12 protein-coding genes and 1 pseudogene are annotated in these 16,133 nt (G+C 68.3%); 8 read left to right on the plus strand and 5 right to left on the minus strand.

The features are described 5' to 3' along the window. The first annotated feature begins 22 nt into the window (after positions 1–22). The 3 genes and pseudogenes from KBX37_RS14140 (at position 23) to KBX37_RS14150 (ending at position 7,003) form a co-directional block, all read left to right on the plus strand. Entirely contained in the window at positions 23–2,131 is a 2,109-nt protein-coding gene (locus tag KBX37_RS14140) for a prolyl oligopeptidase family serine peptidase (protein WP_307849067.1), read from the plus strand. After that, a pseudogene (gene pglX / locus KBX37_RS35975) lies at positions 2,128–5,631 on the plus strand (BREX-2 system adenine-specific DNA-methyltransferase PglX). Before KBX37_RS14140 ends, pglX begins: the two are co-directional and overlap by 4 nt. Positions 5,632–5,863: 232 nt before the next feature. Continuing rightward, the gene (locus KBX37_RS14150) at positions 5,864–7,003 is read left to right on the plus strand and encodes a DUF3103 family protein (RefSeq protein WP_210776351.1); all 1,140 of its coding nucleotides are present in this window, start codon (positions 5,864–5,866) and stop codon (positions 7,001–7,003) included. A 91-nt stretch (positions 7,004–7,094) separates the two neighbouring features. Here KBX37_RS14150 and KBX37_RS14155 read toward each other — a convergent pair whose 3' ends face one another. Continuing rightward, the gene (locus tag KBX37_RS14155) at positions 7,095–7,295 is read right to left on the minus strand and encodes a DUF397 domain-containing protein (RefSeq protein ID WP_210776352.1); all 201 of its coding nucleotides are present in this window, start codon (positions 7,293–7,295) and stop codon (positions 7,095–7,097) included. After that, complete coding sequence (locus tag KBX37_RS14160; RefSeq protein ID WP_210776364.1) at positions 7,288–8,166, minus strand: helix-turn-helix transcriptional regulator; 879 nt, start codon at positions 8,164–8,166, stop codon at positions 7,288–7,290. The genes KBX37_RS14155 and KBX37_RS14160 overlap by 8 nt, the downstream gene beginning before the upstream one ends. Before the next feature lie 367 nt (positions 8,167–8,533). On the opposite strand from KBX37_RS14160, the gene KBX37_RS14165 reads away from it, so the two are divergent. Both KBX37_RS14165 and KBX37_RS14170 read left to right on the plus strand, forming a co-directional pair. Continuing rightward, positions 8,534–8,848, plus strand: coding sequence for a DivIVA domain-containing protein (locus tag KBX37_RS14165; RefSeq protein WP_210776353.1), 315 nt, complete (start codon positions 8,534–8,536; stop codon positions 8,846–8,848). Further along, a complete protein-coding gene (locus KBX37_RS14170) occupies positions 8,845–9,099 on the plus strand; it encodes a hypothetical protein (protein ID WP_210776354.1) in 255 nt (84 codons plus the stop codon). The genes KBX37_RS14165 and KBX37_RS14170 overlap by 4 nt, the downstream gene beginning before the upstream one ends. Before the next feature lie 516 nt (positions 9,100–9,615). Here the strand turns inward: KBX37_RS14170 and KBX37_RS14175 are convergent. Beyond that, positions 9,616–10,077 carry a hypothetical protein gene (locus KBX37_RS14175; protein WP_210776355.1) on the minus strand — a complete coding sequence of 154 codons (462 nt, stop codon included), beginning with the start codon at positions 10,075–10,077 and terminating at the stop codon, positions 9,616–9,618. 228 nt (positions 10,078–10,305) lie between these two features. On the opposite strand from KBX37_RS14175, the gene KBX37_RS14180 reads away from it, so the two are divergent. Further along, a complete protein-coding gene (locus KBX37_RS14180; RefSeq protein ID WP_210776356.1) occupies positions 10,306–10,896 on the plus strand; it encodes a hypothetical protein in 591 nt (196 codons plus the stop codon). Between the two features lie 229 nt (positions 10,897–11,125). Here the strand turns inward: KBX37_RS14180 and KBX37_RS14185 are convergent, their stop codons facing one another. Further along, entirely contained in the window at positions 11,126–12,211 is a 1,086-nt protein-coding gene (locus tag KBX37_RS14185) for an alanine racemase (protein ID WP_247657990.1), read from the minus strand. A 180-nt stretch (positions 12,212–12,391) separates the two neighbouring features. Further along, positions 12,392–12,712, minus strand: coding sequence for a hypothetical protein (locus KBX37_RS14190; protein ID WP_210776357.1), 321 nt, complete (start codon positions 12,710–12,712; stop codon positions 12,392–12,394). 199 nt (positions 12,713–12,911) lie between these two features. Between KBX37_RS14190 and KBX37_RS14195 the strand changes: the two genes are divergently transcribed. After that, entirely contained in the window at positions 12,912–13,334 is a 423-nt protein-coding gene (locus KBX37_RS14195; RefSeq protein WP_247657992.1) for a hypothetical protein, read from the plus strand. Further along, complete coding sequence (locus tag KBX37_RS14200; RefSeq protein ID WP_210776358.1) at positions 13,334–15,730, plus strand: DUF4132 domain-containing protein; 2,397 nt, start codon at positions 13,334–13,336, stop codon at positions 15,728–15,730. Before KBX37_RS14195 ends, KBX37_RS14200 begins: the two co-directional genes overlap by 1 nt. Positions 15,731–16,133: the final 403 nt, after the last annotated feature.

Raw genomic sequence — 16,133 nt, forward strand, 5'->3', positions numbered from 1 at the left:
CTCGTCAGGGATAGTGGCGAAGGTGGCGAGGTTGATCGATGAGGGCGATGACCCGTACCTCTGGCTGGAAGAACTTGATGGCGCGGACGCCGCCGGGTGGGTGCGGGACCGCAACGCGGAGACCCTGACCACGCTGACCGGAAGCGAAACGTTCACCGCCCTGCGGACCGAAATCCGGTCGGTGCTCGATGCCGAGGGCCGCATCCCCTGCCCGGGGTGGCGTGGGGACGATTTCTACTACAACTTCTGGACGGACGCGACGCACCCGCGGGGGGTCTGGCGGCGGACGACGCTGGACCAGTACCGCCGGCCCGAGCCGGAGTGGGACGTGCTGCTCGACGTCGACGCGCTGGCCGCCGAGGAGGGCGAGAACTGGGTCTGGCAGGAGGTGACGGTGCTGCGGCCCGGATACCAGCGCTGCCTGATCAGCCTGTCCCGGGGCGGCGCCGACGCGGTCGTGGTGCGGGAGTTCGACCTGGTCCGCCGGGCCTTCGTCGAGGACGGCTTCACGCTGCCCGAGGCGAAGACCGGCGTCTGCTGGATCGACGCCGACCACATCTACGTCGGCACCGACTTCGGGCCCGGTTCGCTGACCTCGTCCGGTTACCCACGCATCGCCAAGCGGTGGCGGCGGGGCACGCCGCTGTCCGCGGCCGACGTCGTCCACGAGGGGCGCGCGGACGATGTGGGGGTGCATGCCTGGCATGACGCGACGCCCGGCTTCGAGCGTGACTTCGTGGGCCGGAGCCTGGACTTCTACCGCAGGGAGAGCTACCTGCTGACCGAGTCGGGTGAGCGGATCCGGATCGCCGTGCCGGAGGACGCCCAGTGGGACGTGCACCGGGAGTGGCTGCTGATCCGGCTGCGCTCGCCGTGGACGGTCGGCGGGGTGACCCATCCGGCGGGCGCGCTGCTGGCAACCCGGTTCGACGCGTTCCTGGCCGGCGCGCGGGAGCTGGCGGTGCTGTTCCGGCCCGACGCCCGCACGGCGCTGAGCGACTACCTCTGGACCCGCAACCACCTGATCCTGGCCACGCTGGCCGACGTGCGGAGCCGGCTGGAGGTGCTGACGCCCGGCGAGACGGGTTGGCGACGGGAGCCGCTCGCCGGGGTGCCGGAGTTCGACCACAGCCGGATCGTGAAGACCGACCCGGACCACAACGACGCCTACCTGCTCGCCTCCGAAGGGTTCCTGCAACCGGCGGCGCTGCGGCTCGGCCAGGTCGGCGGCGCGGTCGAGACGCTCAAGCGGGAGCCGGCGTTCTTCGACCCGGACGGCCTGGCGGTACGCCAGTTCTTCGCCACCTCGGCCGACGGAACCCGGGTGCCGTACTTCGTGGTGGGCGATCCGGATGCGCCCGGCGGGCCGACGCTGCTCACCGGGTACGGCGGCTACGAGGTCTCCCAGACCCCGGACTACAGCGGGATCGTCGGGCGGGGCTGGCTGGCCCGGGGCGGCAGTTACGTGGTGGCGAACATCCGCGGCGGCGGGGAGTACGGCCCCGAGTGGCACCGCGCCGCCATGCGGGAGAAGCGGCCCCGGGCGTTCGAGGACTTCGCGGCGGTGGCGGCCGACCTGGTGAAGCGCGGGATCACCACGCCGGAGCGGCTCGGCATCGAGGGTGGCAGCAACGGTGGGCTGCTGATGGGGGTGATGCTGACCCGCTACCCCGCGCTCTTCGGGGCTGTCGTCGCGAGCGTGCCGGTGTTGGACATGCGGCGATACCACCGGCTGCTGGCCGGGGCCTCGTGGATGGCCGAGTACGGCGACCCGGACCGGGAGGCCGACTGGGCCTACCTGCGCGAGTTTTCGCCGTACCACAATGTCCGCGGCGGCCGGCCGTACCCGCCGGTCCTGTTCATCACCTCGACCCGCGACGACCGGGTGCATCCGGGGCACGCCCGGAAGATGGCGGCCCGGCTGCGCGAGCACGGCCACGAGGTGGCGTACTACGAGAACGTCGAGGGCGGGCACGGCGCGGCGGCGAACAACGAGCAGTGCGCCTTCGTGTGGGCGCTGACGCTGGAGTTCCTGCGGCGGAAGCTGACCGGAGAACCGCACGCGCCCCTACCGCGCCAGTTGTCGCCGGACGACGCGGCTGAGCCGGCCGGCCGTAGACTCTGGCGGTGATCGAGCTGAAGGCGTTGCAGGCGCAGGTCAAGACCCTGGTGGAGGATCTGCGCGGGCAGGTCGCGGAGGCGCCGGGTCTGCGGGCGGAGCTGCGCCAGGAGTACGCCCAGGCGCAGGCCGCCCAGCGGGTCGGCGGCAGCTTCGAGACGTGGCTCGACGACGTGCTCGACCAGGCGGCGGTGGCCTGGGTGCTCGGCTGTGTGTTCGTCCGGTTCTGCGAGGACAACGAGCTGGTCGAGAAGCTGTGGATCGGTGGTGCCGACCCGGCCGCGCCGGCCGAGCGGGCGGTGCAGCACCGGCAGGCGTACCTGATCGCCAACCCCGGCACAACGACCGGCACTGGCTGCGGGAGGCGTTCGGCTACCTGCGCGGCCTCAAGGCCACCGGCAAGATCTTCGACCAGCACAACCCGGCCTGGCGGTTCGACATCTCCGGCCCGGCCGCGGAGGAGCTGAGCGACTTCTTCCGGCGCGGCGCGGGCCAGGAATCGCTGCGCCGCGACGACCTGAACACCCGCTTCCTGGGCGACCTCTACCAGGACCTGTCGACGCACGCGAAGAAGACGTACGCGCTGTTGCAGACGCCGGAGTTCGTGGAGGAGTTCATCCTCGACCGGACCTTCGAGCCGGCGGTCAAGGAGTTCGGCCTCGCCGCGACCAGCGTCATCGACCCAACCTGCGGGTCGGGCCACTTCCTGCTCGGGGCGTTCCACCGGCTGGTGGGTAAGTGGCAGGACCGGGAGCGGGCGCTCGGGCAGGTGATCGGGGTGGACATCAACGGCTTCGCGGTGGCGATCGCCCGCTTCCGGCTGCTGATCGCCGCGATGAAGGTGTGCGGGCTGACCAAGCTGGAGCGGACGCCGGCCTTCCCGGTCCGGATGGCGACCGGCGACTCGCTGCTGCCGTGGGGGGCGTTCAGCTCACGGGCGCAGGGCGACCTGCTCAAGGTGTTGGAGAGCCAGGCGCAGCAGAACGAAGAGGCCGAGGCCGCGAAGAAGGAGATTTTCGCGTACGAGAGCGAGGACGCCGACCTGCTCAAGGATTACCTGGCCGAGAACCAGTACACGGTGGTGGTCGGCAACCCGCCTTACATCACTGTCGCAGACTCCGCCCGCAACCAGCTCTACCGCAGCATCTACCCCACCGTCTGCCACCGGCAGTACGCGCTCACGTGCCGTTTGCCAAGCGCTTCTTCGACCTGGCCAGGTGGTCCGACGAGCACGGCGAGGGCGCCGGTCACGTCGGCCAGATCACCGGCAACGCCTTCATGAAGCGTGAGTTCGGCAAGAAGCTCATTGAGAGCTACTTCGCGCACGAGGTCGAGTTGACCGAGATCATCGACACCTCGGGCGCATACATCCCTGGCCATGGAACACCGACGGTGATCCTGGTCGGCCGCGCCAACAAGCGCCGCCGTTCACCTGCTGTTCGTGCTGTGCTTGGTGTCCGCGGCGAACCGTCCGCCCCAGACAACCCGGGTGAGGGGCTGTGTGGCGGGCGATCGTTGCGCAGATCGAACGGCCGGGCTCTGAGTCTTTATGGGCGAGCGCTGCGGATATGGTTCGTGTTCAGTTTGCGGCTCATCCATGGAGCCTTTCTGGTGGTGGCGCTGTCGGGTTGATGCTGCTGGTCAACCGTGCGTCGACCGTTGGTTTACGTAAAATCGCCGACGCGATCGGTTTTTATGTAATTACAGGCGAAGATGACGCCTATCTGCTAAACGGTGAGGCGACAGCTATCCGACGGGGAGGGATGCCCGTTAGGCCAATGGTCGAGGGAGATGAAGTTCGCGACTTCAATATTTCGCCGGAGACCGTAGCTGCCTGGCCGTATGGCGATGATCTGCAGCCTGTTGACTTCGAGTCCTCGAGTCTCAGTCGCTTTATGTGGCCGAACCGGAAACTGCTGCTTACACGCAAGCGATTCGGAGTGGCTGTCGAGACAATCCCAGGGTTCGTCTGGCATGAATATCGCGAGTTTTATCGCCGGCGGGTCGCTACTCCCTTGTCGATCGTCTTTTCTGACATTTCGACCCACAACCATTTTGTGCTTGATCGAGGCGAAAAGCTTTTCAATCGGCACGCGCCCGTGATCAAGTTGCCGGAAGGGGCGACAGAGGACGACCACCTGCGGCTGCTCGGGGTGCTGAACAGCTCGACCGCCTGCTTTTGGTTGAAGCAGGTGAGCCACGACAAGGGCATCCGAGGTGAGGGCGGCGGCTTCACCAGCGACGACTGGGAACGGTTCTTCGAGTTCACTAGTACCAAGCTTCAGGAGTTTCCGCTGCCGGGGGCGTACCCGTTGGAGCGGGCTCGGGAGATTGATCAGCTGGCGCAGCGGCTGTCGAGCTTGACCCCGGCGGCGATTGCCGCATCGGGGGTGCCGAGCCGGCAGCGGCTCGCGGAGGTTGAGGTGGAATACCACTCGCTGCGGGCGCGGATGATCGCGCTTCAGGAGGAGTTGGACTGGGAGGTTTACCGGCTTTACGGGCTGATCGACGAGGACCTGACCTGCGCCAACCCGCCGGAGCTAGCGTTGGGGGAGCGGGCCTTCGAGATCGTGCTGCATACCAGCGGGGCGCAGACCGAGTGGTTCAACCGGCACGGGTCGAAGCCGATCGACCGGCCGCAGCCGCACTGGCCGGCGGAGTATCGGTCCCTCGTGGAGCGGCGGATCGCCACCATCGAATCCAACCGGCACATCGGGTTGATCGAACGGCCGGAGTGCAAGCGGCGCTGGTCCACCGACGGGTGGGAGAAGATGCAGTCGGCGGTGCTGCGGGGTTGGCTGCTCGACCGGTTGGAGGCGCCGGAGCTGTGGGGTGGGCAGCCGACGCCGTTGTCGGTGGCGCAGCTCGCCGACCGGGTCGGTAGCGATCAGGACTTCCGGGCGGTGCTGGACCTGTGGGTTGGGCACGACAGCTACGACCTGACCCGCACGTTGGGGCAGTTGCTCGCCGACGAGCACGTGCCGTACCTGCCGGCGCAGCGCTACAAGCCGGCCGGGTTGCGCAAGCGCGCGCAGTGGGAGCGGACCTGGGCGTTGCAGCGCCGGGAGGACGCGGGGGAGACGGTCACCATCGAGGTGCCACCGAAGTACACCTCGGCGGACTTCGTCCGGCCGTCGTACTGGCGGGCGCGCGGCAAGCTCGACGTGCCGAAGGAGAGGTTCATCTCCTACCCACAGGTGGGGCGGGACAGCGACGGCAGCGAACTGCTCGGCTGGGCCGGGTGGGACCACCTCGCGCAGGCGCAGGCGCTCGCCACCGTCTACCTCGACCGGAAGACGCAGGAGGCGTGGCCGACGCACCGGCTGCTGCCGCTGCTCGCCGGGCTGGTGGAGATCGAGCCGTGGCTGCACCAGTGGCACTCGGGTGAGGAGCCTGGCTTCCCCGGGTCGCCCGCCGAGTTCTTCACCGACTTCATCAACGCCGAGCTGTCCCAGCTCAGCTCCGACCGCTCGGCGCTGACCCTGCTCCGCGGTGTTCCCGCATTGTCGTGAGGGCTGCACCGGCGAGCGGTTGAGGCTGTCCGGGGGGTCAACACACCGGCGAGGCCCGTCGGTATTTGCTGTTGTGGACTGTTCGGTCGCGGTACGCGGTGGTCGGTTCGCGTTGCGTTCACCGGTAGGCCCTTGACGTTGCGGCTATGCGCATATATCTATATGGTTCCGCGCCGTCAAACTCTCGATCACCGCCAACAAGCCGGTGGCCGGGACACGCAGAGGAGTCCACGTGAACCCACGTATCTTCCATCGCGCCGCCCGGTCGTTGGGCATCGCGGCCACCACCCTGGCCGTAATGGTTGCCAGCCCGGCGTACGCCCGGCCCGACCACAACACACCGGCAGCGGCGACCGTCGCCGCCAGCCCGGTGCTCGCCATCATCGACGGCGTGGCTCGCCAACTGGCAGTCGTCGACCGGTCCACCAGCGACCGCCTGAGCGCCAGTGCCGCGAGCGACCCGGTCGACCTGCTCACCGTCAAGGTGAACGGCCGGCTCACCGGCGACCTGCGCGCCGCCAACCAGCGGCTGCTGATCGCCAAGGGCTTGCCGGCCGACACCGGCTCGCTGCTGCTGCTGCGGCTGGCCCACCCGGACATGCGCGCGGCGCTGGCCCGCGGCGAGGCGCCGCTGGTGGCCGCCACCCCGACCGACGACTCGGTGACGAACGTGACCGCCTACGACCGCTCCGGCGGCACGGTGGTGCTGGACGCCGCCCGGGTGCCGCAGCGGCCGGTGCTGCTCGTCGACGTGGACACCGAGCGGGCGCTCTCCGCTGGCCTGAAGCTGATGCGCGAGGAGTTGAGCCAGCGGGGCATCGGCCAGGCGGCGTCGGCGCGACCCGCGTCCCGCACCTCCGCCGCTGAGGTCACCGCCGCATCCGGCTACTGGGCCACCAAGGTCAACGGTGTCCGGCTCAGCGACGACGAGGAGCCCTGGGTCAAGGGCGGAGCCGAGATCTACAACGTGGTGGCCGGGTTCGGGCTGGACGGCAAGGTCAAGGTCGACCTGGTGCAGATGCCGTACCTGGACCACGACGGCACGACGTACTACCCGAACCAGCTCCTGGTGCACTTCTCGGCCTACAAGTACAACCTGGCCGACGTGGTCATGATGGAGGACGACGGCGACACCAACTACTCGTCGCTGGTCAAGGCGATCGCCAACGCCCTGCTGGTGATCGTGGACGGTGGCGCCTACACCCCGCTGGTCAACGCGATCCTGGACGCCATCCCGACCTCCTGGTACACCGACGACCCGGACTTCGTGGACGCCTGGTACACCCTGAGCACCGGCAGCAGTGGCCGGAAGTACGGCGCGGGCGCCAACGGCTGGATGGACGTCGCCCCGTACTGGGTGGCGCCGCTCTGACCCGCTCCGGTCGGGCGTTGATCCGCTCTGCTGTGCAGTGAGACCGAAGGCCGCCTCCCCGCTCACCGTGCGGGGAGGCGGCCTTGTCCGTTCAGCCCGTGAACGCCCCGTGCTTGACACTCGCGACGAAGCGCGACCACTCTCTCGGGCTGAAGGCGAGTACCGCGCCAGCCGGGTTCTTGCTGTCGCGTAGCCCCACGATGCCGGGAAGGTTGTCGGCGACCTCGACGCAGTCGCCGCCGTTGTTGCTGCGGGTCGACTTGCGCCAGACGGCACCGGTCAGGTCAGGCACGGGAGTACTCCTCTGCGACTTGCTGGATCAGGCTCTTCGATCGGGACTCGTTGAGGGCACGGCCCGCCATGTCAGCCCAGATGGCATCGTAGGCGGCGATCTCGTGCGGCTTGTCGAGGTAGATCGCCCCGGTTGCGGCTTCGAGGTAAGCGACCGGCGGTTCCACCTCCTTGCCGCTGCTGTCCCGGGGGAACTCCATGATCGAGAACGCTCCGGCCATCGCCCCGGCGTGCAGCCCGGCAGAAAAAGTCAGCACCTGGACGGTTACGTTGGGTAGTTCGGCGGCCTTCAGAATCTGGTGTAGCTGCTCCGCCATGATCATGGCGCTGCCGGCCGGCCGGCGCAACACCGCCTCGTTGAGTATCACGCTCAGTTGCGGGGCCGAGAACCGGGTGAGCAGCCCCTGTCGTTCGATCCGAAGCTGGACGGCGCGCTGCCGCTCGTCGCTGTCTCCGGCGTCGATCGAGCCACCGGGCATGTTGAAGACCTGCTCGGCGTAGGCGCGGGTCTGGAAGAGGCCGGGGACCAGTTCGGGCTGGTACTTGCGGATGTCGGAGGCTGCGGCTTCGAGCCCTATGTAGAGCTGGAACCAGCGGGGCAGGCCGGAGCCGATGTAGTCGTGCCACCAGTTCTTGTTCTCGCGGGTGGCCGCCGCCATCGCGAGGACCAGTTCGACGTCTTCATCCGAAGCGCCGTAGAGCTTGAGCATCTCCTTGACGTCCGCCGCGCGGAAGCGGACGTTCTCAGCGCCACTCTCGATTCGGTAGAGGGTCGCTCGCGCTCGGTCCAGTTCCTCGGCGGCCTTCTCCATCGTCAGGCCGGCGGCCTTGCGAAGTGCTTCGAGCTTTCTGCCGAGCTGGCGCCGAAGCATGGTCGATCCGGCTACTGCCTGTGACACCCCTGCCTCCGATGGTCAGGTCGTGGTTGACGTACGTCTGCCCAATTAAACGCTCCCGGTGTATCAAGAACAATAGACACGTAACGCTGGGTCCTCCTAGGAGTGTTAGACGCTTCTAAGACGACGTTTGTTAGACGTTGCATCTGATCCGATGCGGTGCTTGACTGCCTCTGCGGCCACTGTGGAGTTATCGCTGCTCAGCCGTTATGTGTGCCCTGCTGTCGTACTGCTGATTGGAGGCTGCGGTGGCAGGTGCCGGGGTGGGTCCGTCGGTGCGGGGCGGGCCGGTGGGCCCGCCCCATCCACAGGTCAATCTCGACGGTGAGAGGCAGGTCCTGTCATGCGCGTCTTCTTCCGGCGTGCCCGGCGTCGCCAGCGGTCGGTCAGCGGGCCGACCTGCTACCGCTCGGCCGCCTACCATCCGCTGCGCCCCTGGCAGGTGCGGGAGCGGGGCTTCCGGCCGACTCCGCTGGGCCGGCGCGGCCTTGACCCGCAGGAGGTGCGGGAGTTCCTCGACCGGGTCGCCGGTGACCTGGCCGTCGTCTACGACGCGCTCGCGCAGAGCCGGCGGGAGACCGACCGGGTCAAGGACGCGCTGCGCCGCTGGCAGTCCGAGCAGGCCCGGGTCCGCAACGAGCGGGGGTACGACCGGTGACCGAGCGCTGGGTCATCCACCTGCCCGTCGTCGTCAGCGACAAGGTCTCCGCCCAGCGGCTCGCCCGGGTGGTCGCGCACTGGACGCACGTCCTGCCGCAGATCGACCCGGGCGGCACCACCGTGTCGGCCGAGGACCAGCAGAACGTACGTCACTGGGTCTTCTGCGACCGACTTCTGCCCGGCGGCCGGCGCTGCCTGCTCCGGCCCGACCACGACGGCGAGTGTTCCCGGCGGTTCCGGCTGCGCTGACCGGCATTCCGTGGATCATGAAGTCGTGGCGCGTGAACCGTGGTTGTTGTGGCCTTTTGGGGTGGTGCCCGGACTTCATGATCGACGGGGTCGGGGAGCGGCTGTCGCGTGAACCTGGCCAGTCGTTGCGGTGGCGAGCCGCTTGGCCAGTTGCGCCGCCTTGGACGTGCCGGCCAGTCGTTGACGACCACCAAGCCCCGGAAAATGCCGCTACCGCTTGTACAACACAAGCCCGCACCGACTTGACCTGCTCGAACAACACCATCACCGGGTTGCCCAACCGGGTGCGGTCCTCCACCCCTTCGCCAACAAAGCCGATGTCGAACTCAGCCGTCAACGGACCGCTTCGGCCCGGCACCGCGCGTAGCACATCGGCACAGTACTGAGTTGCCGACGTCACCATGCGTCAGCCCGCCACGTTCGACCCATTTGGCAATGACGGAGTCACCCTGCGTAATGCTGATCATGGTATCGGCCATCGCGGAGGTGTCCGGATCTGCCGATGTGCGCGCACGTTCAGACCTCTCGGAGTGTGATCTCGAGGTCGCGGGGTGCTTGCACGCCGGCGAGCGCCCACGCCCAGCCTGGAAGGGCAGCAGCCTCTGCGAAGAACTCATCAAGGGGCGTGCCGAAGGACCACAGGTGCCCGGAGGCGAAACCCTCGGTCGCTGCACTGCGAGTCCAGTGGAAGGTGCAACTCAATTGCCACATGGGTGCGTACTCATCGCCGGCCTCGATGAACTGTCGCGTGAGATCAGCCGAGAATTCTCGCTGACCCCGGAAGTCAAACGTTCCGAACTGGGCGAGGACGCCATCGCCGTCCTCCTCGGGCGGCGCCGCATCATCGATCGAGATCGCGGCGAACCGCCGGAACACCTCGACGAGCGTCCGCACGTCAGCCGTGGTCACGACGCTCGGATTCACCCCGGCATCGGTAAGCATCGACTCCAGGAGCACCTTGGTCTGACGGATCAACATAGGCGAAGCATGTCACTCCCGTCGCCTCACACACCGCAGCTTCGCGACCGTGCGCACTGCGGAGATGCGCCGATAGCTGGGGTCGCGCACGCGTGGACCAGGTGTCCTCATCTGCCGCAGAGCGGTGTTGGCCCATCCATGGTCCCCCGAGACGTCCTGGCGGATCGTTCTATGCTGCCGTACGTGAATCGCGTGGGTATCCGAGCTACGACCCTGACGAGTTGCCTGATGGTGACGGCCATGACCCTGGCTGGGTGCGCGAACGAGGCCCGTCAGGCTGACCCGAAGAAGAAGCCTGGGGCGGTTGCGACAACGGAGCCGGCCAAGCCGGTGGAGATCCAGCAACGCTGGTGGAACTGGGCAGCGGCCGAGGGAACCGCCACCAACCCGGTTTCCGACCGCTCCGGTGTCGACTGCGCCCGGAACCAGCCCGTTGACGTGTGGTTCTTTGCGGGCAGCTTTGGGGAAACCGTGCGACGCAAGTGCTCGGTACCGGCCGGACGGCCGATCGTCGCGCCGCTGGTGAACGTGGTCGCCTCCAGGAAAGCCGACTGCGCCACGTTCCTCCGCGACGCAACCGGCAGCGCCAAGTTTGATGGCAAGCGGCTCAGCGGCGAACGGATGGAGGGCGAGAAGATCACTTACCGTGGTGTCGACGGCAACCCCATCACACAGACCAGCGCACTGTACGAGGGCACGGCCTGCGGGCTTTGGATCACAATCCCCGCCCCTGTGCCGGGTGCGCACACGTTGACCATCCAGGGTGAGTCCGGCAGCTTCGCGCTGCGCGTCGACTACACCTTCAATGTCACCGCCTAGCAGTAGCCAGGGCGGATCGGGGGCCGGAATCAGGCCAGATAGTCAGAGCCAGCGTCACCACCAGGAAGGTCGGCACATGCCGCCGTCCGTGCGCGCCAGCCAGCCGGGAGCCGTCACACTCCGTGGCGGCCAGCACCCCGCGCCGGCCAACGCCCGGAACTGCCGAGATGAGCGCATCGAGGCGTTCGAAGAACTTGCTGCCTCACCTTGTTGCACCGATCCTTCGCGGTCAGGTGTTGGCGCCGCGGGCGGCGACCGCCCAGCGGTCGATTTCCCGGCCACCGGACACGACGACGAGTTCGTCGGCGAGGTTGACGGCGGAGCAGACGTGGTTGGGTGCCACCCGCACGATGTCTCCACGCCGGGGTACAGGTGCATCCTCGGGAAAGACGGCGGTGGAGTGGTGCTCGGACAGGGCCGTGATGTGGGCGTCGGGGTGATCGGGCAGCCGCCCGCCCCCGGTCGCCCAGGTTGGTTGGTCCGCGCCGAGAACCTTGCTACCGGCGTCGAGGATGATGCGTGATCCTGAGCCGCTGACCACCGTCGCCGCTACGGTGAGCGCCACGTCGGGCCAGGCGCAGCTGCCAAGTTCTACCTGCTGTGCGTCGCCGAAGACGTAAACGCCGGGACGCATCTCGGTCAGCGCCTCGGGGTCGGCCATGGACGCCGTGGGTGTCGATCCGCCGCTTCGCACCGTGGCGTCTACACCTGCGGCGCAAAGCGCCGACGCCGCCTGGTCCAGTGCGGCGGCCTCGTCGGCCGCTGCTTGGCCCTGGCGGCAGGGTCCGTACCCGTGACCGGGGAAGGTGAACACGCCGGTCACCTGCAGTCCGGCTCGAGCTGCGGCAGCAGCCACCTCGCCTGCCGCTGCGGGCTGCACCCCGCTGCGGTGATGCCCACTGTCGATCTCAACGAGAACCTCGACTCCTGGTTCCCCAACGGCGTCGGCCAGTGCCTGCGCGCCCTCGGCCGAATCGACCCCTACCCGCAGCGACACCTGCTCGGCGAGGGCACGTAACCGTGTCGCACGCGCAGGTGACGCCCAGACGGGGTAGGCGATGAACAGGTCCGTGAATCCTGCCTTGGCGAACACCTCGGCCTCGCTGACGGTCGCCACGGTCAGACCGACCGCGCCGAGGTCGATCTGACGGCGGGCGATCTGCAAGCATTTATGGGCCTTGGCGTGTGGCCGCAGCGCGAGTCCCTGTGCGGTGGCCCTCGCCGCCATGACGCGCAAGTTTCGGTCGAGAACGTCGAGGTCAACGGCCACATACGGCGTGTTCAGATCAATGGGCAGCGGAGCCGGCATGTCCATGCGCCGGATCATGTCATGCGAAGAAACAGGCGGGTGAGGACCGCAGCGCCTGCACTCATCTGCCGCCGACCGCGCCTATGCAGCGTCACGACAACCGGGTCAAGCCGGCGCACGGTCGTGCCGATGAGCCGTTGCCTGCCTCTCCGTCGCGGGTACGGCTTTGGCGAGAACCACTGCTCGTCAGCGGCGGAGCCAAAAGACATCCCGAAGGATCGCGTTGCCAACACGCTCGTCGGTGACCCAGGTCAAGCCCCTGCGCCCGAAGGGGATGCCGGAGCGGTAGAACAGCAGCACGGCGGGCACGAGCGTCACGCAGCCGACTGCCCAGGCCCCCATGAAGACCGGTTGCGGCAGCGTGGGCGCAATCTGCGCTACGGAGACGATGCCCCAGACAACCACCGGAAGCAGCACAAGGTTGGCCACGCGAGCCAACCACACGGCGGTTCGGTACACCGCGCTCCGCCGGATGCCCAGCAGTGCATCATCCTCGATCGGCAGCATGCAGGCCATCGTAGAGCGACGCTGCCACGGCGAGTCCCCTGCCGCACGAGGCGATTGGCTCCTCCCACGGCCCCCGCAAAAGGGCCCTCGCGCGTCCTTAACTGCCGCTGACCGCGCGACTTTGACCCATGAGCGGCGTTCAGAGGATGGGGTCGCTCCGGTTGGGCAGGCACGAGATGCCAGGCGGCGCGATGGGGAATTGTCGGCCCTGTTTGGCAGGCTGACCGCCGTGGTGATGATAAGCATCGTCGATGAAACGACCGCGGGTCGCGGGCCCGACGCGTGGCATCTGGAGATCTTCGAGGAGCGGCTGCCGCTGCGCGAGGTCATTCGTCGCCGTGTGTTCCAGGAGGTTGCGGAGCACAACGCCCGGCGCTCGGGAGAGTTCCGGGGACTGGTGCAGCCGTCGGAGATCGAGCGTGGGCTCAATGGCGCCCCCGTGTACGAGCATCGGCGGGTCGATCCGCACCGCCAGTACGATCGCGCGGTGGAGGCGTTCAGTCGCAACGGATTCATCGTGCTCGTCGACGACCGGCAGGTCGAGGACCTCGACGCGCAGGTCGAACTTCGGACGGGCACCGAGATCACGTTTCTCCGGCTCGTTCCCCTGGTCGGTGGTTGATGACCGCGGTGATTCCCGATGTGACCTTGTCGCCGTACGCGGTCAGCCTGCTGCGGGTGCTGACCGTCCCCGGGGCGGCCGAGGACGACCCGATCGCGCGTGAGCCGGTGGACACGTCCCGGCTCAGCGACCGGGAGCTCGGCGTACTGCTGCCCGTCGCCTTTCGCCTGTCGGCGCAGCACCCCGCCCACCGGGTGGTGGGGGCCATCGTGACGGCGGGCCGGTTGCGGCAGCCGGCGTTCACGCCGGAACCGTGTGCCGCCATGCTGTCCGTCGCCGTCGAGAAGCTGGAGCGGGGCGGGTACGGCGGATATTCGGTGCTGGCGGTCAACGCGCTGGCCCGCTGCGAGGGGCCATTGCCGGAGGAGGCGGCGCGATCGGCTGGGAAACTCGTCACTCTACTCGGCGACCGATACCGGCTTGATCATCCGTACGCGCTGATGGCCCTGGCCGGGCTTGGCGGCGGGTTGACCGCGCGTATCGAGAGCAAGCTGTTCGCGTGGTCGCTGCATTCGATCGCCCGGGACGAGGCCGCTGTGGTGTCCGCGCTCGGCCCCACCGCGCAGGCGCTGCTCGCCGAGGCGAGCGGGGAGCGCTCGTACCACTCGCCGCCGCCGCTGCCGGACCTGTGGCAACGACTGGCCGACCTGCCCGAGTACGCGTCGTTCGCGCACCGGGCGCTCGAGGCGGCACACAGGCGGGTCGCGGATATTCAGTCCGGCAGGATCGCGTACAAGGCGGACGCGGCGTTCGAGAGGGACGAGGTTGGGGCGCTCGGCCGGGCGGTGCGGGTCGCCTTGCTGCGGGACGAGCCCTGGCTGATGGACCTGCTGCGACCGCTCCTGCTGGGCGTCGCCGTGGCGCCGACCGCCGCCAGGACAGCCCCCTCGCAGGCGCTGCTGTACGAGGTGGCCCGCGCCGTCGAGGACTTCCCCACGCCGGAGGCGTTGGCCGCGCTGCGTGCCGCGCGCGCCGCATCCCGGCACAAGGGCATACACAAACAGCTCGACCGCGAGCTGCGGCGAATCGAACGGGCCTTGGGGGATCGGCCCGACGTGGCGTTCCGACTACCCGACCTCGGATTCGGGGCCGATGGCGTCCGGACTGTGACCGTCGGCGGGTATGACGCGGTCATCACCCTGTCCCACGACGTCGACCTGGCCTGGCGGCGGGCGGACGGCAAGGCGCTGGCGACTGTCCCGGCGGCTGTACGGCGCGACCACGCCGACACCGTAAAGGAACTGCGCGACCTGGTGAAGCAGGCCCGGGGACATCTCGCGACGGTAGCCCGGTCGCTGGAATTTGGCTTCACCGCCGGCGCCACGCTGCCGTACCGCCGCTGGCGTGACGAGTTGGCGGCGAACGGTCTCGGGTGGAGCGTGGTGCGGCGCCTGATCTGGGAGGTACCGGGCGCGTCCGGCCAATGGCGGTCGGTGCTCCCCACGGGCGACGGTTTCGCGGATCTGAGCGGGACGGCCGTGCCCGAGCCCGAGCCGGAGGCCGACATCCGGCTGTGGCATCCGCTGAACTCGGCGGCCAACGAGATCCGGGGCTGGCGCGATGAGCTCACCGATCGCGAACTGCGGCAACCGTTCAAGCAGGCGTTCCGGGAGGTCTACCTGCTGACGCCGGCCGAGCTGCAAACCGAAACCTACTCCAACCGGTTCGCCGCGCACATCGTGCACTACCGGCAGCTGTACGCGCTGGTGAAGGGCCGGGGCTGGACGTGTTCGAGGCTCGGTCCGTGGGACGGCGGGGACACCGACGACGCGTACCGGGTCCTGCCCGGCGGGGCCTGGCGGGTCGGGTTCCGGCATGACTTCCGCGACCAACAACCGGACGGCGTCGAGTGCGCCAGCACCGACCGGGTGTGGTTCGATCGCCGGGTCGGCGGCGCCTGGCGGACGGCGCAGCTTGCCGACGTTCCGGCCATCGTCCTCAGCGAGGCCATGCGCGACGTGGACCTGTTCGTGTCCGTGACCTCGATCGCCGCCGATCCCCAATGGTTGGACCGCGGGGACGACCTCTACGTCGATTACTGGCGGGAGGCGAGCCTCGCCGAGTTGACGGCGACGGCACAGGCCCGACGGAGCGCGCTGGAGCGGATCATCCCGCGGACGAAGATCGCCGATCGATGCGAGCTGACCGAGCGCTACCTCTTCGTGCGGGGACAGCTGCACACCTACAAGATCCACCTGGGCAGCGCGAACATCCTGATGGAGCCGGGAAATACGTACCTCTGCATCGTGCCGTCCCGGCGCGGACCACTCGAGCCGGTCTTCCTGCCCTTCGAGGACGACCGGCTCGCGCTAATCCTCAGCAAGGCGTTTCTGCTCGCCGACGATGCCCGGATCACGGACCCGTCGATCGCGGCCCAGCTGCGCGCACACCGTTGACCACCAGTCAGCCTCGGAAAGTAGGTTGAACGTCCGCTCATGTCGCGGGTCGAGCGCGTAGGCGGCCGGTGCGGCCATCACCGTCCGTAGCTAAGCCCGCTCGGCAGATGTGCTTTGCCGGTGTGGGTGCCCGGGTAAGGGGCTACGCCCAGGGCGGGATGTATCGGCCGACGTAGTCGCGAGCACGGGGGAGCGGGTCATGCCAATACTGGTTCGGCCTGCGGTGGTGGTGCTTCTCGCAGAACTCAGCGAGACTGTCCTTGATCTTGATGTGTTCTAGGGCCTGTGTCGAAGTCGGTCACAGCCACTCGTTGATCGCGGCGATGTGAACGGTGGCTTCGTAGCGGACGGCGAGTTTGTCGAAGCGGGTCGCTACGGCCCGGTTGCCCTTGAGCCGGTTGAT

This window comes from Micromonospora sp. U56 (assembly GCF_018070095.1).
GTDB lineage: Bacteria > Actinomycetota > Actinomycetes > Mycobacteriales > Micromonosporaceae > Micromonospora > Micromonospora purpureochromogenes.